The organism is Kribbella polygonati (assembly GCF_050320105.1).
Lineage (GTDB): Bacteria > Actinomycetota > Actinomycetes > Propionibacteriales > Kribbellaceae > Kribbella.
This window is the reverse complement of sequence record NZ_CP190129.1, coordinates 5,432,701-5,451,671: the sequence shown is the minus strand read 5'-3', so window position 1 is coordinate 5,451,671 and position 18,971 is coordinate 5,432,701. Positions and strand designations below refer to the sequence as shown.

19 protein-coding genes are annotated in these 18,971 nt (G+C 68.1%); 5 read left to right on the top strand and 14 right to left on the bottom strand.

The features are described from left to right. Positions 1-11: 11 nt before the first annotated feature. From pstA to ACQHIV_RS25735, 6 genes are all read right to left on the bottom strand, one after another. A complete protein-coding gene (pstA, locus tag ACQHIV_RS25760; RefSeq protein WP_427885877.1) occupies positions 12-932 on the bottom strand; it encodes a phosphate ABC transporter permease PstA in 921 nt (306 codons plus the stop codon). Further along, on the bottom strand, positions 929-2,128 hold the full coding sequence (gene pstC, locus ACQHIV_RS25755; RefSeq protein WP_427885875.1) for a phosphate ABC transporter permease subunit PstC: 1,200 nt from the start codon (positions 2,126-2,128) through the stop codon (positions 929-931). Before pstC ends, pstA begins: the two co-directional genes overlap by 4 nt. A gap of 119 nt (positions 2,129-2,247) precedes the next feature. Continuing rightward, complete coding sequence (pstS, locus tag ACQHIV_RS25750; protein WP_427885873.1) at positions 2,248-3,369, bottom strand: phosphate ABC transporter substrate-binding protein PstS; 1,122 nt, start codon at positions 3,367-3,369, stop codon at positions 2,248-2,250. A 367-nt stretch (positions 3,370-3,736) separates the two neighbouring features. Continuing rightward, on the bottom strand, positions 3,737-4,210 hold the full coding sequence (locus ACQHIV_RS25745; protein ID WP_427885871.1) for a bifunctional nuclease family protein: 474 nt from the start codon (positions 4,208-4,210) through the stop codon (positions 3,737-3,739). A 132-nt stretch (positions 4,211-4,342) separates the two neighbouring features. Beyond that, on the bottom strand, positions 4,343-5,221 hold the full coding sequence (locus ACQHIV_RS25740; protein ID WP_427885870.1) for an NUDIX hydrolase: 879 nt from the start codon (positions 5,219-5,221) through the stop codon (positions 4,343-4,345). A 16-nt stretch (positions 5,222-5,237) separates the two neighbouring features. Then, positions 5,238-7,397 (bottom strand): RNA degradosome polyphosphate kinase, encoded by a 2,160-nt coding sequence (locus ACQHIV_RS25735; RefSeq protein WP_427896551.1) that lies wholly within the window; start codon positions 7,395-7,397, stop codon positions 5,238-5,240. A gap of 93 nt (positions 7,398-7,490) precedes the next feature. Here ACQHIV_RS25735 and ACQHIV_RS25730 point away from each other — a divergent pair, with 93 nt between their 5' ends. Continuing rightward, entirely contained in the window at positions 7,491-8,885 is a 1,395-nt protein-coding gene (locus tag ACQHIV_RS25730; RefSeq protein WP_427885868.1) for an alpha/beta hydrolase fold domain-containing protein, read from the top strand. A gap of 33 nt (positions 8,886-8,918) precedes the next feature. Here the strand turns inward: ACQHIV_RS25730 and ACQHIV_RS25725 are convergent, their stop codons facing one another. The 4 genes from ACQHIV_RS25725 to mshD all read right to left on the bottom strand — a co-directional run bounded on the left by ACQHIV_RS25725 (position 8,919) and on the right by mshD (position 12,363). Continuing rightward, positions 8,919-9,539 (bottom strand): DUF6318 family protein, encoded by a 621-nt coding sequence (locus ACQHIV_RS25725; RefSeq protein ID WP_427885866.1) that lies wholly within the window; start codon positions 9,537-9,539, stop codon positions 8,919-8,921. Positions 9,540-9,680: 141 nt separating this feature from the next. Next, entirely contained in the window at positions 9,681-10,289 is a 609-nt protein-coding gene (locus tag ACQHIV_RS25720; RefSeq protein ID WP_427885864.1) for a PKD domain-containing protein, read from the bottom strand. 323 nt (positions 10,290-10,612) lie between these two features. Beyond that, the gene (locus tag ACQHIV_RS25715; RefSeq protein WP_427885862.1) at positions 10,613-11,281 is read right to left on the bottom strand and encodes a DUF6318 family protein; all 669 of its coding nucleotides are present in this window, start codon (positions 11,279-11,281) and stop codon (positions 10,613-10,615) included. Between the two features lie 170 nt (positions 11,282-11,451). Further along, positions 11,452-12,363, bottom strand: coding sequence for a mycothiol synthase (gene mshD / locus ACQHIV_RS25710; protein ID WP_427885860.1), 912 nt, complete (start codon positions 12,361-12,363; stop codon positions 11,452-11,454). 107 nt (positions 12,364-12,470) lie between these two features. Between mshD and ACQHIV_RS25705 the strand changes: the two genes are divergently transcribed. Both ACQHIV_RS25705 and ACQHIV_RS25700 read left to right on the top strand, forming a co-directional pair. After that, positions 12,471-14,279, top strand: a complete 1,809-nt coding sequence (locus ACQHIV_RS25705; protein WP_427885858.1) for a bifunctional metallophosphatase/5'-nucleotidase — start codon at positions 12,471-12,473, stop codon at positions 14,277-14,279. Positions 14,280-14,381: 102 nt separating this feature from the next. After that, complete coding sequence (locus ACQHIV_RS25700) at positions 14,382-14,690, top strand: hypothetical protein (RefSeq protein ID WP_427885857.1); 309 nt, start codon at positions 14,382-14,384, stop codon at positions 14,688-14,690. Here the strand turns inward: ACQHIV_RS25700 and ACQHIV_RS25695 are convergent. Beyond that, complete coding sequence (locus ACQHIV_RS25695) at positions 14,687-15,400, bottom strand: winged helix-turn-helix domain-containing protein (protein ID WP_427885855.1); 714 nt, start codon at positions 15,398-15,400, stop codon at positions 14,687-14,689. The genes ACQHIV_RS25700 and ACQHIV_RS25695 overlap by 4 nt on opposite strands. A gap of 132 nt (positions 15,401-15,532) precedes the next feature. Here ACQHIV_RS25695 and ACQHIV_RS25690 point away from each other — a divergent pair, with 132 nt between their 5' ends. After that, a complete protein-coding gene (locus ACQHIV_RS25690) occupies positions 15,533-15,772 on the top strand; it encodes a MoaD/ThiS family protein (RefSeq protein WP_427885853.1) in 240 nt (79 codons plus the stop codon). A gap of 52 nt (positions 15,773-15,824) precedes the next feature. Beyond that, entirely contained in the window at positions 15,825-17,189 is a 1,365-nt protein-coding gene (locus tag ACQHIV_RS25685; RefSeq protein WP_427896549.1) for a hypothetical protein, read from the top strand. Here the strand turns inward: ACQHIV_RS25685 and ACQHIV_RS25680 are convergent. Genes ACQHIV_RS25680 through ACQHIV_RS25670 form a run of 3 tightly spaced genes read right to left on the bottom strand, consistent with a single transcriptional unit; the run spans position 17,152 to position 18,952 of the window. Beyond that, on the bottom strand, positions 17,152-17,763 hold the full coding sequence (locus ACQHIV_RS25680; RefSeq protein WP_427885851.1) for a hypothetical protein: 612 nt from the start codon (positions 17,761-17,763) through the stop codon (positions 17,152-17,154). The two genes, ACQHIV_RS25685 and ACQHIV_RS25680, sit on opposite strands and share 38 nt — an antisense overlap. Further along, positions 17,760-18,326 (bottom strand): hypothetical protein, encoded by a 567-nt coding sequence (locus ACQHIV_RS25675; protein WP_427885850.1) that lies wholly within the window; start codon positions 18,324-18,326, stop codon positions 17,760-17,762. The genes ACQHIV_RS25680 and ACQHIV_RS25675 overlap by 4 nt, the downstream gene beginning before the upstream one ends. Further along, positions 18,323-18,952 carry a hypothetical protein gene (locus ACQHIV_RS25670; protein ID WP_427885848.1) on the bottom strand — a complete coding sequence of 210 codons (630 nt, stop codon included), beginning with the start codon at positions 18,950-18,952 and terminating at the stop codon, positions 18,323-18,325. The genes ACQHIV_RS25675 and ACQHIV_RS25670 overlap by 4 nt, the downstream gene beginning before the upstream one ends. Between the last annotated feature and the right edge of the window lie 19 nt (positions 18,953-18,971).

The window sequence follows — 18,971 nt, the reverse complement described above, 5'->3', positions numbered from 1 at the left end:
GGAACCTCTCGCTATTTCGACTTGACGGCGCTGAACCGGGCGACCACCCGGGCCAGCAGGTTGAGGACGAGGACCAGCAGGATCAGCGTGAGTGCCGCCGCCCAGACCCGGTCGTTGGCCGGCTGCAGGGCCATGTCGTTGCGGTCCTGGTTGATCATCGTCGGCAGCGCGCCCATGAAGCCGCTGAACGGGTTCAGGTTGATGTTCTTCGAGTAGCCGACCAGGATCAGCAGCGGCGCGGTCTCACCCATCACCCGGGCCAGACCGAGCATCACGCCGGTGACGATGCCGCCGAACGCCGTCGGTACGACGACCTTCAGGATCGTCTTCCACTTCGGGACGCCGAGCGCGTACGACGCCTCCCGCAGCTCGTCCGGTACCAGTTTCAGCATCTCCTCGGTGGACCGCAGGACGACCGGGAGCATCAGCAGCACCAGCGACAGCGACACCGCGAAACCGACCCGGTTGAAGCCGAACACCGTGATCCAGACCGCGTAGATGAACAGCGCGGCGACGATCGACGGAACACCGGTGAGGATGTCGATCATGAAGCTGACCACCCGGGCGGCCCGGGTGCCCTTCGCGTACTCGACCAGGTAGACCGCGCCGAGGATCGCGATCGGTACCGCGATCACGGCCGTGATCAGGCCCATGATCAGCGTGCCCATGATCGCGTGGTACGCGCCGCCGCCCTCGCGCCGGACGGTGATGCCGCGCTGCGACTGGTTCCACCAGTCCGCGTTCAGCAGCAGGTGGTAGCCCTTGGTGACGACCGTGTAGAGGATCCACAGCAGCGGGATCATCGCCAGTACGAAGGCCAGCACCATCAGCACGGTCGCGAGCGTGTTCTTGAAGGCCCGCGCACCGGACTTGCCGGTCAGGTCCAGGGCCCGGCCGTCGTACGCCGCCTTGTCGGCTGTCGCGGTGGTCATGAGCCGGCTCCTTCGGCAGCAGGGGACGAACCGGCGCGCCGGTTGCGGCGGGTCCGCCGCCCGCCCGGAGCGCTGCGCTCGACGATGATCCGCGCGAGCGAGTTGACCAGGAAGGTCACCACGAACAGCACCAGACCGGCCGCGATGTACGCACCGGTCTTCTCCGGCGAGTCGAACTCCGCCGCGTTGTTGGCGATCTTCGACGCGAACGTCTCGCCGCCGGCGAAGATCGACGAGTTCCACGGGTCGTTCGCGTTCGGCACCGACAGGATGATCAGTACGGCGACGGTCTCACCGAGCGCCCGGCCGAGACCGAGCATCGAGGCGCTGACCACACCGGAGCGCCCGTACGGCAGCACGGCCATCCGGATCATCTCCCACTTGGTGGCGCCGAGCGCGAGCGCGCCTTCGCGGTGCGCGATCGGCGTCTGCGCGAAGATCTCCCGGCTGATCGCGGTGACCACCGGCAGGATCATGATCGCCAGGACGACCGACGCCGTGAAGACGACGCCGACGTCGCCGCCGGCCGGCGCCTTGAACAGCGGGATCCAGCCGAGCGCGTCGGAGATCCCGTTGATCACCGGGCGCAGGATCGGCGCGAAGAACAGGATGCCCCAGAGGCCGTAGATGATCGACGGTACGGCGGCCAGCAGGTCGACCGCGTGCGCGACCGGTGACGCCAGCCGCTTCGGGGCGTAGTACGTGACGAACAGCGCGACACCGACCGCGATCGGTACCGCGATCAGCATCGCGATGATCGAGCTGACCACCGTGGTGTAGAAGAGCGCGGCGATGCCGAACTGCGGGTCGTCGCCGCCCGGGTTCCAGACCCGGGAGAACAGGAAGTTGCTCTTGTCCCCGGCCAGCGCCGGGATCGCCAGCGCCAGCAGGAAGACGCCGACGAAAGCGACGATCAGCACCACCAGGCCGCCGGAGCCGCGGGCGAGCCCGCCGAACAACCGGTCGCCCAGGTGACCGACCGGGCCGAGGGCCAGGGCACGGTCGTCGTCGGCGTTCGCGGTGGGCGTGGCCGGCGTACCTTCCGTGCTCTCGACGCCGGACTCGGTCAGTACCTCGGTGGACTGCTGTGTTTCCTCGTGCTCGGCATGTTCGGCCGCCAGCTCTCCGAATCGCGGGGCCGGGCCGGCCGTGCCGTCCGGCCGGTCGGGCGGTGCCGTGCCGTCTGGACTACTCATCGATGGTGCTCCAAGCGCCTCGGTCGTGACGTGTGCCGTCGGGTCTCTTCAGTGGCACGAGCCCCGGCCGCCTCCGAAGACTCGGATCGGCCGGGGCTCGCATCAGTACTGCTTCGCGATCAGCTGATCGCCTGGATCGCGGCGACGACCTTCGTCTGGACCTCGGCCGGCAGCTGGCCGTAGTTCAGGTCGGTCAGCGAGGACTGGCCCTCGGCGCTGACGAAGTAGCTCAGGAAGCTCTTCACCATCGCGGTCTTGTCGGCCGGAAGACCCTTGGTGCAGGCGATCTCGTAGGTGACCAGGACGATCGGGTAGGTGCCCGCGGCCTTGGTCGTGTAGTCGAGCTTCAGCCCCAGGTCCTTGCCGGTCGGGTCGGCCGGCTTGGCCGCGGCGAGCGCCTTGCCGGCGGACTCGGCGGACAGCTCGACCGGGGCGCCGGAGCCGTTGTCGATCTGCGCGATACCGAGCTTGTTGTCGACCGCGTACGACCACTCGGCGTAGGTGATCGAGTTCTTGGTGCTCTTCACGGCCTCGGCCACACCGGAGGACTTCTCCTTGCCGGAGCCGGTGCCGGTCCATTTCTTGGCCGGGTCCTTGGTCCAGGCGCCACCACCGGCGGCCTTCAGGTACTTGGTGAAGTTCTCCGTGGTGCCGGACTCGTCGGAGCGGAAGAACACCGAGATCGGAGCCGACGGCAGCGTGACGCCGGAGTTCAGCTTGGCGATCGCCGGGTCGTTCCAGGTCTTGATCGTGCCCGCGAAGATCTTCGCCGCGGTCGGGCCGTCCAGGACCAGCTTGGACACGCCGTCGACGTTGTACGAGATCGCGATCGGGCCGACCACCATCGGCAGGTCGATCGCCGGGTTGCCGCCGCAGCGCTTGGTCGCCGCGGTCATCTCGTCGGGCTTCAGCGCCGAGTCGGAGCCGGCGAAGTCCACCTGGTTCGCGTTGAACTGCTTGATACCCGCGCCGGAACCGGTCGGGTTGTAGTTCACCGTGACGTCGGCGCACTTCTCGTTGTACTTGCTGATGATTTCCTCGATGGCGTTCTTCTGCGCCGTGGAGCCCTCAGCATTCAGGGTGCCCTTCGGGCAGTCGGCCCCGGCGGTGGTCGACGACGACCCTGCCGACGGCGAGGACGAGCCGGACGACTGGGGGTCGCTGCCACAGGCGCTGAGCGCCAGGACGCCGATGGAAGCCACGGCGACGGAGCCGACGCGGAACAGGCGATTGACGGACACGAGAGTGTTGCCCTTCTGCGGGAATCAGACTTCTGAACTTCCACAGACGGTAGGGAGACGAGGTGACGCGGCGGTCCGTCGCTGGTGAACGAGCGGTGAACGGTTCCGGTAGCGTGTGCGACGGCTGGCGTGCCGACAGGCGGCTAATAGGTGAACTGAGTTAAGAGCCGTCACTCTCGGTAGATGTAAACGGCTTCTCTCTCACGTTTCGGTAACGCTCAGCGCATCGATCCCGTGAACGATCGATTCCCCCACGGCCCGCGGCACAAGTTGCCCGGACAGGCATACGGTAGTACGCCGTCATGCCACCGTCGGCGCCTCGTTGATAACTTGCCGGTCACATCATTGGTCGGACCAATTGACAGTGTCAGCTGGAGAAGTCCTCCGGGGCCACGCCGTCCAGGAACTCCCGGAAGCGCTCCAGCTCGGCCTGCTCCTCCTCGGGAGTGGCGACGCCGGCCTCCCGCAGTACCTCCTCGGTGCAGCGGATCGGCGTACCCAGGCGGACCGCGAGCGCGACCGAGTCGCTCGGCCGGGCCGACACCCGGGCGCCGTTGGCGAGCACGAGCTCGGCGTAGAACACCGCGTCCCGGAGCTCGACGATCTCGACCGCCTCGATGTGCACGTCGAACGCCTGGATCAGGTCCCGCATCAGGTCATGGGTGAGCGGGCGCGACGGACGCAGGCCCTGCTCCTCGTACGCGATCGCCGTCGCTTCGACCGAGCCGATCGAGATCGGCAGGTAGCGGTAGCCCTCGGTCTCGCGCAGCATCATCACCGGGGCCCGGTTGGGCGATTCCATCCGGATCCCGATCAGTGTCAGTTCTCGCATCATCGTCATGGTGCGCCCCGAACCTCTCCTCAGACCGGCACCCGGTGGGGCGCCGGTTCCTCGGGTAGGAACATACCCGTCACCTCCAGTGTCCCCCGGACGCCCCGTCCGCCGTACCGGGATCGTCACCGAGCCGTGTCGCTAGGGAGCGCTGAAGCGTTCGGTGACGGTTTTGCCGTCCGCCAGCCGATGTGCCACCAGGAACGAGCCGGTGGCGAACTTGCCCACTTTGAGACCCAGTTCCCGGGAGAGCGCGGGCAGGACAGGCCGATGCGAGCAGATGACCGTCACCTTGCCCGGGCGCCACACCCGGTCCGCCAGACCGCGCAGGCCGTCCGGGTCCGCGTCGTACCCGCGCTCGGACAGCTCCGGCCACAGGTGGATGTGACGGTCGATCGAGGCGGCGTACGGCATCACCGTCGCGACGCAGCGCTCCGCGTCGCTGCTGATGATCCGGTCCGCGCCGAGCGCCTGCAGTACTCCGGTCAGCCGCTCCGCCACCGCCGTACCCGTGCCGCTGAGCGGACGGAGCGTGTCCTTGCCGTCCCAGTCCTTCCGCTTCACCGCGTCCGCGTGCCGTACGACGACCACCGTCGCGACCACCGGCACCACGTGCTCGAGCGCGTCCAGGATGTCCACGTCCCGCGGGTAGCTCAGCCTGCCGCGGGCCTTGTCGACGGACAGCCAGCTGATCTCGTCCACTTCGTCGTTCGGCTCGAACGCGCCGTCGTCGACCGGTACGGCGGACCAGTAGTGCACGAGCTTCTCCGCCGTACCGCCGTTCTTGCGGATCGCGTACCGCTGCGTGCCGAGCGGCGGGCCGAACACCACGCGCTGCCCGGTCTCCTCCTCGATCTCCCGCCGCGCACCGAGCAGGACGTGCTCGTGCGCGGTCAGCTTGCCCTTGGGCAGCGACCAGTCGTCGTACCGGGGACGGTGCACCAGCAGCACCTGCCGGGTGTCGCCGCGTTCCCGCCAGACGACACCACCCGCGGCGATAACGGTCGCCGGGTTGCTCATACGAACACCCTAGGGGTCAGCTGACCGGATCGATCGCGCGACGTCGGCCGCGGGTCCGGATCAACCGCTCCTGCAGGTCCCGGAGCGGCGTACCGTCCTGCGCGGTTAAGCGGGGGAGCCAGTTATCGTCCGGCTGCAGCCACCAGGAACCGGTGCCGTCGTCGAACGCCAGGTCGAACATGTCGCCCAGCTCCGTCACGTGGTCCGGCTCCTTCAGCTGCACCAGCACCTCGACGCGGCGGTCCAGGTTCCGGTGCATGAGGTCGGCGGAACCGATCCACACCTCCGGCTCGCCGCCGTTCTCGAACAGGAACACCCGGCTGTGCTCGAGGAACCGCCCGAGGATGCTGCGGACCTGGATGTTCTCCGACAGCCCGGGAACGCCGGGACGGAGCGTGCAGATGCCCCGGATCCACAGGTCCACCGGTACGCCGGCCTGCGACGCCCGGTACAGCGCGTCGCACAACGCCTCGTCGACCAGGCTGTTAACCTTGATCCGGATCCGCGCCGGGCGGCCTGCGTGGTGGTGCTGGATCTCCCGGTCGATCCGCTCGAGCAGGCCCCGCCGTACCGACTGGGGAGCGACCAGGATCCGCCGGTAGCCGGCGCTGCGGCCGAAGCCGGACAGGTGGTTGAAGAGCAGCGCTACGTCCTCGGTGACGACCTTGTCGCTGGTCAGCAGGCCCAGGTCCTCGTAGAGGCGGGCCGTCTTCGGGTGGTAGTTCCCCGTGCCGATGTGCGCGTACCGGCGGAGACCGTCCGGCTCGTCGCGGACGACCATCGACAGCTTGCAGTGCGTCTTCAGGCCGATCACGCCGTACACGACATGGCAGCCGGCGTGCTCGAGCTGACGGGCCCATTTGATGTTCGCCTGCTCGTCGAAGCGCGCCTGGATCTCGACCAGCACCAGCACCTGCTTGCCGGCCTCGGCCGCGTCGATCAGCGCGTCCACGATCGGCGAGTCGCCGCTGGTCCGGTACAGCGTCTGCTTGATCGCCAGCACGTGCGGATCCGCCGCGGCCTGCTCGATGAAGCGCTGCACGCTCGTCGAGAACGAGTCGTACGGGTGGTGGACCAGTACGTCGCGCTGCTTGAGCGCGTGGAACATGTCCGCCGGGTTCGACGTCTCCACCTCGGACAGGTGCGGGTGCGTCGACGGCACGAACGCCGGGTACTTCAGCTCCGCCCGGTCCAGGCTGGCGATCGCGAACAGGCCGCGCAGGTCCAGCGGGCCCGGGAGCTCGAACACCTCCGCCTCGGTGACGCCCAGCTCCGACAGCAGCAGCGCCTTCACCTGCGGGTCGATCGACTCCTCCACCTCGAGCCGGACCGGTGGGCCGAACCTGCGGCGCAGCAGCTCCTTCTCCAGGGCGGCCAGCAGGTTCTCCGCGTCGTCCTCCTCGACCTCGAGGTCCTCGTTGCGGGTCACCCGGAAGGTGTGCTGCTGGATCACCTCCATGCCCGGGAACAGCTGCCCCAGATGGGTGGCGATGACGTCCTCGAGCGGCACGAACCGGCCGTCCGCGACGTTCACGAACCGGGGGAGCAGCGGCGGCACCTTGACCCGGGCGAAGTGCTCGCCGCCGGTGTCGGGGTTCCGGACCACGACCGCCAGGTTCAGGCTCAGGCCGGAGATGTACGGGAACGGGTGCGACGGGTCCACCGCCAGCGGCGTCAGCACCGGGAAGATCCGGTCCCGGAAGAACCGGGTCATGTCCTCGCGTTCGTTGTGCTCCAGCTCGTCCCAGCGCAGGATGTCGATGCCCTGCTCGGTCAGCGCCGGCTGCACCGACTTCCGCCAGGTCTCCGCGTGCCGGTCCATCAGCTCGCGGCTCTTCGCCAGGCTCCGGTCCAGCACCTCCCGCGGCAGCAGTCCGCTGGCCGCACGGACCGCGACCCCGGCCGCGATCCGGCGCTTCAGGCCGGCGATCCGGACCATGTAGAACTCGTCCAGGTTGCTGGCGAAGATCGCGAGGAACTTGGCCCGCTCGAGCAGCGGGATCTGGTCGTTCTCGGCGAGCTCCAGGACCCGCTGGTTGAACGTCAGCCAGCTCAGCTCCCGGTCCGAGAACCGGTCCGACGGGAGGTCGCCGGCCGCACTGATGTCGTACGGCGGTTCTACGTCGTACTCCCGGTTGTGGGACGCCAGCAAGTCTCCAGCCACGTCGACAAGGATCGCACCGTTTCATGAACAACGGGTAGCCGTCCGCGCGTTGCCGAATGTGACGTTTTCGTTGCCTGCCGGACGCACTTGCTAGCGTCACTCCTCGTGAACCTACGACTGGACTCGGTACTGCGGGACACGCTGAACGCCTCGGCACTGCGGGCCGCGCTGAACGCCGTACAGGCGAACGCACTGGCCCCGCTGTACGCGCTGCCCCCCGCCGGACGCCGACGCCTCGCCGGCGCACCGATCCAGATCGACGGCAACACCCTCGACCCCGACATCCAGCTCCTCCTGCGCCTCGACAACCTGTTGCCCCACACAACCAAGACCGACGCCGCCACCGCCCGCGCCCACTTCCGCCAACTCTGCAAACTCATCCCCGGCACACCCCCCGAACTACAACGAGTAACCGACCTAACCGTCCGAGGCACCGCCGGCCAACTAGGCGCCCGCCTCTACACCCCCCGCCCCCTCCCACCCACCACCCCCTCACCAACCATCACCGGCACGTCCCCCACCGCAGCCCAACCTGCCACCGAACCCACCGCAGCAGGTACCGCCACCCCACCCCTCGGAGCCGACGGCCGCCCCGCGCCCACCACAGCCGGTGGCCCCGCCACAGCCGCCAGCGACCCCGCCACAGCCCCCGGAGCCGACGGCCGCCCCGCGCCCACCACAGCCGCCGGTAGCTCGACCGCAGCCGCAGGCCCCGCCGGTCGGTCCACCCCGGCCGCGGCGGGACCCGGTTCTGGTGCACGGGCCGGCCGAGGATCCCGGGACGGGATCGGCCGTGGGCTGCTGGTGTTCTTCCACGGTGGTGGGTGGGTGGTGGGCGACCTCGACACCCACGACGCGGTCTGCCGTTCGATCGCCGCCGAGGCCGGGATCCGGGTCCTGTCCGTCGACTACCGCCTGGCCCCCGAGGCCCCCGCCCCGACCGCCGCCGAGGACGCGATCGCCGCCTTCACCTGGGCCGTCGACCACGCCGATGACCTCGGTGTCGACCCGAACCTGATAGCCGTCGGCGGCGACAGCGCCGGCGGCAACCTGGCCGCGGTCGTGGCCCAGCAAACAGTCCGCCGCGACCTCCCCCACCCAGCCCTACAGGTACTCCTCTACCCCGCCGTCGACCTGGTAGCCCGCCGCCCCAGCCGAGACCTCTTCTCCGAGGGCTTCATCCTCACCGAAGAAGACATCATCTGGTACCGCGACATGTACACCCCCGACCCCACCCTCCGCCCCGACCCGATCGTCTCCCCCCTCCGCGCCGAAGACCTCACCGGCCTCCCCCCGACCTACCTCACCACAGCCGGCTTCGACCCCCTCCGCGACGAAGGCCGCGAATACGCCCAAGCCCTAGCCGCCGCCGGCAACCCCCTGACCCACATCCACCACTCCACCCTCCCCCACGGCCACACCAACCTCCTAACCCTCCCCGGCACCACCCGCCAAGCCCACACCCACCTCACCAACCACCTGAGGTCGGCGCTCAGCTAGCGACCTGCGGCCCGAGCGAGGTGAGAACCGACCTCACTGCCGCTTGAGTTCCATCTCGTACATGATCCAATTGCCACCCTGCTGGGAAAGCGCGAACTCTCGCGTGTACTTCGTGGATTTCAGCCTGATTGGCGATGCATTCTTTGAATTCCGACTGACATATGCGCCGACGGTGAGAGTTGCCGACCCGCCGATGCGTCCGCTCTTGTCGCGGAAGACCTCGGGAACACCAGTGATCTTCTCAAGGTAGTCACCTTGAAGCAGCCCGTTTGCTGCATTTGCTTTCGCGACGAAATCCGCGTACGACTTGCAGTTCACGCAGCCCTTTTCGCTGACGTCGAGCATGGGGGCCGTATCGCCGGTCGCGGAAGCGTAGTTCAGCAGGTCGCTGTAGTAGCGGACAAACTGCTCGGCTGCTGCAAGCGTGAGCCCCTCAGCGGCTGCCGGTCGTGGCGGTGGGGTAGTCGAAACCGCCGATGCGGCCGGCGGGGTTGCAGACCCCGTCGTGGAGGCCGTCTGTCCCGTTGAGGAAGTCGAGGGCGAAGCATCGCTTGATTCGCTGGCCGCGGGACCGTGTCCAGCACAGGCGGTTAGGCATGTAGTGATGGCGAAACAGACCGCTAGCGTGAATTGTGGCCTCTTGCGATATGTCACAAATTTGGTCCCTCTGACGTCAACAGGGCGCAGTCGTGGACGTGGGCGCGTGTCCGCGCCCACGGAAGGGCAGTACTGTGATGGGGCCGCGGCCGACGATGCGTGCAAAGCCAACCGGAGGAATTGCGTCACGGCTCGCCGCTACCGCCCTGGGTCGACCAGCACCGGTACGGCTTCGCGGACCTGGAGGAGGGTGGTGGGGCCGGTGATGGGGACGGTGCCTTCGATGTACTGCCAGCCGGTGTCGGCGACGTTGAAGCGGGCGGCGTAGTTGGTGGTGACGGTGATGCCTACGCCTTGGCGCTTGCGGTACTTGTGGGTGATGTCGGCCGACGGGTACGGCCTGCCCGGGGTGCTCGTGGTGACTGCCGGGGAGCCGTCGCCGAAGTCCCAGGTGTAGCTGACCGGCGTGGCTTCGACCACAACGGGGAAACCGAGCAGTGTCACGGTCGTCGTCGACACCTTGCTGTCGTCGGTGTAGACGATCGTCGCCATATTCACCAACGTCTTACCCTTCGGCTGCACCTTCACCGAGAGCCCAGGAAATACGACGTTCTTCGTCTCCGATCGCACCTCTTCCCAGGTGATGTCCTCCGGGCGCGGGATCACGACCGTGGGGATGATCTTCTGCCTGGTCAGACGCTTGTCGTCGCCACCCGGCTGGCACCGAGTGGGACCGGGAACGGTCCCGTCCGGCTGCATACGTCCACAGATGCCGGTGTTGATCCGCAACTCTTCGCGCGGGTCCACCGGCCGTTCGGGTAGCCGTTTCGGATGATGCTTGTTGCTCGCCGCAGTCGTGTCAGAGTTGTGACGCGGAGCGTGCCGGGTCTCTGTGTCGTCACGCACGTTGTTCCTGCCGTTCTGAGTGGTCGAGCCATCGAACGATGAGCCCCACCGCCGGCCCCGTCCCGACACGGTCGGCAGCGGCTTGGCCTTCGTCTTGGATGCCGATGCGACCGGACTCGCGCTCGCGTCGCTCGCTTCGACCGACGCGAGTACCGCCGCGGAGATACCGGCCACGACCGTCAACGTCGCGAGCGAGGCACCCGCGCAGCGAACGAAGGCCGACTTCATTCCTTGATTTCCATCTCGTACATGACCCAGTTCCCACCGCTCGCTGAGAGAGTGAACTCCATCGTCCCGGTGAGGTTCCCCTGCGGGACCGGGGATGCGCTGGGCGAGTCTCGTTCGGTGTACGAACCCGTCTTGAGTGTCGCGGAGCCGCCGAGGCGTCCTGACTTACCGCGGTAGATCTCCTTGACGCTGATCAGACGGTCGTTGTAGTCGCCGGCGAGAGTCCCGCGGCTTGCGTTGTACTTCTTCGTGTAATCGGATACTCCCTTGCAACCGATGCAGCCCTTGTCGCTTGCTGCCATCATCGGGCCGGTGTCGCCCGTTGCGTATGCATAGTTGAGCAGGGCGACGTAGTGCCCGATGAAGGCTTCGCCGGCTGCGAGGCTCGGGCCCGTCGCTGACGGCGGACGAGTCGGCGGAGCGGTCGGGCCGTTCGTGGAAGGACTGCTCCCCGTGGCCGTCGGTCCAGGAGACGACGGCGTCTCGTTGGCTGAGCCTGTCGGCGTCCCCGAGGCCGGTGGTGGGGCTGTGTTGGGTTGGGCGGCTTTGGGGCTGGGGGTGGTGCAGGCGGTTAGGAGTGTGGTGGTGGCTAGGCAGGCCAGGAGTGCTTGGGTTGGCCTGTTGCGGTGTGTCACGAGTGTCAGCCCTCCGTAGTTGACACGCATCGTAACCGGGGTGTCGGGGCGGGGGCCATGTCAAAAGGTGCAGCTGTGGATAAGGCCAGGAGCCGCTCGGCTGGGGGGTTAGAGGCTCGGGCGGCTCCTGGTTGATGGGGGGACGGGTGGGGGTGGGGGTTTATGACGCGGAGGGGTGGCGGAATCGGTTGTGATGGTGGTCACTGTGGGTGAGGGGCGTACTGGACGTCCAGGGCGGCTGTGGTGAAGCCGAGGGTGGTGTAGAGGGTGCGGGCGGGGGTGTTGGTGCCGTCTACGTAGAGGACAATCTCGTCGAGGCCTCGGTCGTTCTGGAGGTGGTGGAGGCCTTGGAGGGTGAGGGACTTGCCTAGGCCTTGGCCTTGGAAGGACGGGGAGACTCCGACGACGTAGACCTCGCCCACGCCGTCCTCGACCTTCGTCCAGTGGAAGCCGGCTACCTCGCCGGTTGCCGAAACGGCCAGGAAGAAGCCCTCTGGGTCGAACCACGGTTGCTGCAGGCGTTCAGCCAGGTCTGCGGCGGTCCAGCTGCCCTGTTCGGGGTGGCCGGCGAAGGCAGCGGCGTTGACCTCCAGCCAGGCGGCGTTGTCCTGGCCGGGGACGAACGTGCGTACGGCGATCCCGTCCGGCCACACGGGTGCCGGCAGAGCAGCCCTGGTACGGCGGAGGAAGTACAGCTCACGTGATACCTCCAGGTCGAGGCGCCGGGCGAGCTCGTCCGCTCCAGGCAGCCGCCCGTGGGCCCAGACGCGGGTACGGGCGCCGCCGTGGTCGAGCAGCATCCGGAGGAGCGCCGTACCGAAGCCCTGGCGGCGGTAGGGGACACCAACGACGAGTTCGGCGGAGCCGTCGGGGGACAGGGAGGCGTACCCGGTGAGGTTGCGGGCGCTCTGCAGGCCGCTGACCTCGATGGTGCCGGGCTCGCCGGAGTACGCGAGGACGTGGACGTCGCCGGGATGCTCGCCGTCGAGGTGCAACAGGGTGCGTTCGGACAGCGGGTGGACGCCGTCGCTTTCTGCTGCGGTACGGGCGAGTTCCGTGACGGCGGCGGCGGTGGCCGGGGGCAACGGGGAGGGAACGGCTTCAAGAGTCACCGGAACACAGTAAAAGGTTCAGCTGAGTTCATTCTCAGGTCCTGGAAAGAGGGTTTGCTGCTCAGGTAACTTCAGCGGACTCATCAACCACGAACACGGAGAACGACATGGCACGAGACAGAGCACGGCTGGGGGGACGGCGCGCTGCTGGTCTGCTCGCCGCCGGGACGGCCGTGGCGCTTGCCTTTGCCGCGGGGGGATCCCTCAGCCAGGCAGGGGCTGCGACCCAGTCCGCCGCCACGCCCGAGGTGACCGCCGTACAGGCGAAGAAGCCGACGCACTCGCAGATCCAGCTGCTGGCGATCAACGACTTCCACGGCAACCTGGAGCCGGCGACCGGTTCGGGCGGCAACATCAACGGCATCCCGGCCGGCGGTGCGGCGTACCTCGCCACGCACCTGAAGGAGCTCCGGGCCGCGGCCAAGGCCAAGGGGCAGGACTCGGTGACGGTCGCCGCGGGTGACCTGATCGGTGCCTCGCCGCTGCTGTCGGCGGCGTTCCACGACGAGCCGACGGTGGAAGCGCTGAGCGGGATGGGACTCGAGGCTGCGTCGGTGGGCAACCACGAGTTCGACGAGGGCTGGCACGAGCTGCTCCGGATGCAGACCGGCGGCTGCCTGCCGGACGGCGACGGGCAGAACAACCAGAACTCCTGCCCGGACCCGAAGCACCCGTTCGAGGGGGCGAAGTACAAGTACCTGAGCGCCAACGTGTTCTTCACGAACACCCAGAAGACGCTGTTCGCGCCGTACACGATCAAGTCGTTCAAGGACGGCAACAAGGTCGCGTTCATCGGTATGACGCTGGAGAACACGCCGAACATCGTGACCAAGTCCGGTGTCGAGGGCCTGACCTTCAAGAACGAGGTCGCGACCGCGAACGCGCTGGTCCCGGAGCTGAAGAAGAAGGGCGTGAAGTCGATCGTCGTGCTGCTGCACGAGGGCGGGTTCCCGGCCGACCCGAAGGCGTACAACAGCTGCCCGGGGATCTCCGGCCCGATCGTCGACATCAACGCCGGGCTGGACCCGGAGATCGACGCGATCATCTCCGGCCACACCCACCAGGCGTACAACTGCTCGCTGCCGGACAAGGCCGGCAAGCCGCGGCTGGTCACCAGCGCCTCGTCGTTCGGCCGGCTGGTCACCGAGGTCCGGCTGAGCATCGACAACGCGACCGGTGACGTCGACCGGACGAACACCCTGGCGCAGAACCAGATCGTCACCCAGGACGTCGTCCAGGACCCGAAGACGGCCAAGCTGATCGCGAAGTACAAGGCGTTGGTCGCGCCGATCGAGAGCAAGGTGATCGGCCACCTCAGCACCCCGTCGGTGGTGCGTACGAACGACGACTCGCTGGAGTCGCCGCTCGGCAACCTGATCGCGGACGCGCAGCTCGCCGACCCGTCGGTGGTGTCCGGCGGCAAGACGCCGGTGGCGGCGTTCATGAACCCGGGCGGGATCCGTGCCGACCTGGCGTCGAACGCCGGCGCGGTCACCTTCGGGCAGGCGTTCACCGTGCAGCCGTTCAACAACTTCCTGGTCTCGATGGACATGACCGGGACGCAGATCAAGGCCCTGCTGGAGCAGCAGTTCTCCGGCGTGAACGGCCCGGACGCCCCGAAGTACAAGGTGCTCCAGGTCGCGGGCATCACCTACACCTGGAACCCGGCCGCCGCGGCGGGTTCGAAGGTCGTGGCCGGTTCGATCAAGATCGGCGGGCAGCCGCTCGTCGACGGTACGTCGTACCGGATCGTCACGAACAACTTCCTCTCCGACGGTGGCGACGGCTTCCCGGCCTTCACCACCGCCGCCAACAAGGTGTTCGGCGGGCTGGACATCGACGCGTTCGCGAACTACCTGAGCGCGCACGACCCGTACACCCCGGTCGCCACCGACCGGATCTCGCTCGGTTCCTGACCGGCGTACCGGAAGGGCCGGTGCGGCGACGCACCGGCCCTTTTCGTATCCGCCGTAAGTCCCTGGTACCTTGCGTACTCAGGCACTTACGGAAGGTGAGCGATGGCGCACGTTGCTCCGACCTCGCACCGGCGGGCCACTCGCGCGTCGCATCGGGGTCATCGCAGCGCGGACGGCCCGGTGCAGATCACCAGTTGGCTCGGTCTGGCGTTCGCGTTCGTGGTCGGGTGGGTCCTGACGTTCCAGTCGCACGTCGGCGTGCACGCGGCCGGCATCACGATGCTGGTGATGCTGGTGCCGATCACGATCGGCACGTTGTTCGCCGGTTTCAAGCAGGGCTTCGGCTCTCGGCTCGTGGCGCTTCTGCCCGCAGCCGGGCTCGCTTTCACGCTGCTGAAGTTCTTCCTCTAGACCTGCGCGTCCGCCGGTTCCCGCGTGGTCGGTGCGGGCGGTACGACGAACCGGTACCCGACGTTGCGGACCGTCCCGATCAGCGCCTCGTGCTCCGGCCCGAGCTTCGCGCGCAACCGCCGTACGTGCACGTCGACGGTCCGGGTGCCGCCGAAGTAGTCGTAGCCCCAGACCTCCTGCAGCAGCTGCTCGCGGGTGAACACCCGGCCCGGGTGCTGCGCGAGGAACTTGAACAGCTCGAACTCCTTGTACGTCAGATCGAGCGCCCGCCCGTTCAGCTTCGCGGTGTACGACGCCTCGTCGATGACCACGTCGCCGCTGCGGATCAGCGTGGACTCGGGCTCGTCGTTCCGGGTCGCCGCGAGCCGCCCGATCACCAGCCGCAGCCGGGCCTCGATCTCGGCCGGGCCGGCGGTGTCGAGCAGCACGTCGTCCGCGCCCCAGTCGGCGTTGACCGCGGTCAGGCCGCCCTCGGTGACGACCAGGATCAGCGGTACGTCGATGCCGGTCGTGCGGATCAGCCGCGACGCGCTCCGGACCGCGACCAGGTCGCGCCGGGCGTCCAGCAGCACGGCGTCCGCGTCCGGGGCGTCGACGAGTGCGGCGACCTCGGCCGGGAGGATGCGGATCTGGTGGGGGAGCAGGGCGAGCGACGGCAGCACCTCGGTGGAGGCCTGCAGCGCGTTCGTCAGCAGAAGTAACGTGCTCACGCCGTCTCCTTGTGCTGATAGTGCACGTCAGGCCCCAACGGCGTCGTTGCCGGGGGCCTGGGACACACTGGTTCGCAACAGCAAGATGACATAATAGCGGAAGACCTAACCGATGAGTGAGGCGCGGATCAGATGCCGGAAGTGACCATCAGGTACTTCGCTGCCGCACGTTCGGCGGCCGGCAGCGCGTCGGCGACCGCAGAAGCGGGTTCGATCGGCGATCTGGTCAGCACCGTGTCGAGCGACCGGCCGGAGCTGGCGCGCGTGCTGTCGATCTGCACGTTCCTCCTGGACGGCGAGCGGGCCGACGCCAGTACACGGTTGAAGCCGGGCGCACTCGTCGACGCCCTGCCGCCCTTCGCCGGCGGCTGACCGGACTGTCGGCTGACAGGACTCCTCGCGAGGTACATTCGTCGCCGTGGCGATGGAGTCGGGGACGCTACTCACTACGGTGGGGCGGGCGGGGGTCCTGTTCGGGAAGGCCTGGCCGCGGTTGGCGGCGGTCTTCCTGGTGGCGCAGTTGGTGCACCGGGGCCTGCAGTGGGTCGCCGTACAGGCAGGGGCCAAGGCTGAGGCGGCCGGGATCGCCGTACTGGCGTTGCTCGTCGTCGTGTCGCTGGCGATGTACGTGACGATGTTCTTGGTGTTGCGGAGCGACCTGCCGTTCCACAGGCGTGCTGTTGCCGAGGGCATGCTCGCGCCGGACGGCATGGAGCCTGGTAGCGAGCACAAGCCCCTCGATGCGGTGGCTGCCGCTCTCTTGCCGTTCCTGGCGTTCTACGCGGCCTACAAGTTCCTGCAGAACGAAGCGCTCAACTACGAGTACCAGCTTGCGGTCAAGAAGGTGAACGACACCGTCGCGAACGTTCTTACCGGCGGTGTGGCCCCGCAGCAGTCCGAGGGGCTGCAGTCCTTGTCGACCTGGCTGTTCATCGGCCTCGGCGTCACGGCGTACCTGCTCCGCTTCGTGTTCAAGAAGTGGAAGAAGGAGAAAGAGGGCCCGGTCCGCAAGCTGTTCGTCACGTATCTCGAAGCGCTCTGGATCTTCGTTGTCGTGTACCAGGCGACCTCGGTGATCCCGCCGCCGATGACCTGGCTGAAGCAGCGCGTCGTCTGGCAATGGCTGCAGGACGGGTACACCTGGGTGCTCGACCATGTGCTCGACGTCAACCAGGTCCGCGAGGTGTGGGACGCGGTCACCGGCTTTGTCGCCGCGGGCATCGGTGACCTGTGGAGTGCCGCCGTACTGCCGTTGATGTGGATCACGATGACCGCGGTCATCTACGGCCGCGTCGTGCAGAAGCCCGACAAGGTGCGCTGGCGGTTCGACCGGATCACGCATCGCTGGCAGCAGACGCCGCGGATCGTCCGGGTGGCCGGCAACTCGGTGGTGGCCGACTGGAAGGAACGCTGGATCCCGGTGGTGCAGGCGTTCCGGCTGGTCGTGCGTTCGGGGCTGCGGCCGATGCTCGGGTACTTCCTGGCCTGGGCGGCGGTCACGTTCGCGGCCAGTGGCGTGTGGATCGCGCTGAAGCTCTGGGTCCTCGGGCCGCACACGCTGCAGTTCTGGCAGGTCGTCGACGAACCGCTGAGCCTGCTCACGGACGGCCTGAAGATCATGCTGCAGGTCAGCCTGCTCGCCGCGGCGTACGACCGGATGATCGGCGGCCTGGCCGGGTACCTCGGGCCGCGTACCCGTGCCGTCCACGAGCAGCCCGCGGGCGACCACGGCGTCACCGACCTGGGCGCCGCTACCTCGGGAATGCCAGGTACTGAGGGAGTTTCGTAGCCCACGTGATCGTCGGCTGCACGCTGCCGGCGACCGACTTCGGTACGACGAAGATCGCGACCGTCTCGAACGGCTTCCCCGCCGTCGGCTTCAGGTAGTACTGCGCGGAGGCACCCCGCCAGCTCGCCGGTTCGTCGTCCGTACCGCCCGTGCAGCCGGTCGGACGGTCCTGGTAGTCGTCGGCGACCACGGTCTCGTCCCACGTGCGGCCGTCCGGTGCGCGGAGGTGCAGCGAGCAACCGCCGAGGCCGTCGAGCGCGGACAGCTTGTCGACCTGCAACCGGAAGTACACGCGGATCCGGGTGGTGTCCGGCGGGAGCTTGTCCTCGGAGCTGTGCCCGCCCTGTAGCGGCTGCGGGTCCTGCTCGACGCCGGCGGCGTACCAGGTGGCGCCGTTGTACGCCGTACCGCCCGCCGCGACCTGGACGGGATCGCGCGGCTCGCCGTCGTACCAGGACTTGTAGTCGCTGTGCGTGGTCCACCAGCCGGCCAGCGGAATCGCCACGACCAGGGCGCCGAGCGCGATCGAGTTCTTCCGGAACCAGCCGCGCCGGGCCCGGCGCGCGCCGCTCACTGGTCGCTCGCATCGGTCAGGGCCACGACGTCCTCGACCTTCGGGGCGGCGTTGCCGAGCGGGACGGTGACCTGCGGCTCGAGGTCGTTCAGGATCGACTTCTCCATCACCAGGAACATTGCCCCCGGCACCTTGTCGGCCGGCATCTCGACCACGAACGAGCCGCGGACCGGGATGTCCGGGGAGAACTCGGACCCGGTCAGGTCGACCTGGTCGAGACCGCTGCGGTTCGAACCCAGGTAGGTGACGCCGTCCGCGGACCGGATCTTCACCCCCAGGATGTGCATCGGTTCGCGGGTGGCCACGACGGTCGCGTCGACGACCACGAAGTCGGTCAGCGAGTCCCGGTCCGGCGAGGAGTTCGGGATCCGGAGCTTCTTGCCGACCCGTACGTCGTTCACGGTCAGGTCGAACCGCGGCGTCTGCACCGCGCGCCCGACGATGCCCTTCACCGGAGTCGGGTCCTGGATGTCCTTCTGGTCCGGCGTCCACCGGTAGAGCGCGACGATCGCGACCAGCACGGCGATCGTCAGCCCGAGGTTGGCGAGCGTGCGGCCCTTCACTTGCGGTTGTCCTTCACCTTGACCGTGCTGTCCGCGACGATCTTGTCCGGCATCCACTTCTCGTGGTGGTCGAGGAGCGACTCGTCCACGTGCTCGTAGCCCTGCACGGTCAGGTTGACCTCGGTCGGGAGCTTGGTGCCCTTCGGGAGCTGCCAGACGAACGCGACGTCCTCGGTGGCATCCGGGGTGAGCACCGGGTTCATCGTCGCGTCGCGGAGGTTGGTCGAGCCGAGCGGTCCGGCGGTGTCCTTCACGCCGGGGACGCCGATCAGCCGGATCATGTCCAGCGACGGCGTCGTACCGGTGTGGTCGGTGACCTTCAGCTTGGTCACGACCGCCAGCAGGACGCCGCCCGGGTCCGGGGTGAACAGCGGCTTCAGGTCCTTGACGATGACCGCGCGCTGGATCGTCACCTCGTACTGCCCGGCGTCGACCGCGGTCCCGGCGGCCACCTGCGGCGTCTCGTCGCCGGCCTTCTTCAGCCCGCCGAACGCGGCGGCGACCGCCAGCAGTACGGCGCCGGCGCCGATCGACCAGGTCTTGACCGAACGGCCGCGCACCTTCAGATCCTGGAACTCCGGGAGCTCCTCCGGCTCCCCGGTTTCCCCGCTCCCCGTTTCCTGCACGCCCGCAAGCGTAACCAGC

Excerpts from the sequence above, each read along its gene's own strand:
- pstA (WP_427885877.1), bottom strand. The coding sequence starts at position 932 with ATGACCACCGCGACAGCCGACAAGGCGGCGTACGACGGCCGGGCCCTG.
- pstC (WP_427885875.1), bottom strand. The coding sequence starts at position 2,128 with ATGAGTAGTCCAGACGGCACGGCACCGCCCGACCGGCCGGACGGCACG.
- ACQHIV_RS25745 (WP_427885871.1), bottom strand. The coding sequence starts at position 4,210 with ATGACGATGATGCGAGAACTGACACTGATCGGGATCCGGATGGAATCG.
- ACQHIV_RS25740 (WP_427885870.1), bottom strand. The coding sequence starts at position 5,221 with ATGAGCAACCCGGCGACCGTTATCGCCGCGGGTGGTGTCGTCTGGCGG.
- ACQHIV_RS25715 (WP_427885862.1), bottom strand. The coding sequence starts at position 11,281 with ATGCGTGTCAACTACGGAGGGCTGACACTCGTGACACACCGCAACAGG.
- ACQHIV_RS25705 (WP_427885858.1), top strand. The coding sequence starts at position 12,471 with ATGGCACGAGACAGAGCACGGCTGGGGGGACGGCGCGCTGCTGGTCTG.
- ACQHIV_RS25700 (WP_427885857.1), top strand. The coding sequence starts at position 14,382 with ATGGCGCACGTTGCTCCGACCTCGCACCGGCGGGCCACTCGCGCGTCG.
- ACQHIV_RS25690 (WP_427885853.1), top strand. The coding sequence starts at position 15,533 with ATGCCGGAAGTGACCATCAGGTACTTCGCTGCCGCACGTTCGGCGGCC.
- ACQHIV_RS25685 (WP_427896549.1), top strand. The coding sequence starts at position 15,825 with ATGGAGTCGGGGACGCTACTCACTACGGTGGGGCGGGCGGGGGTCCTG.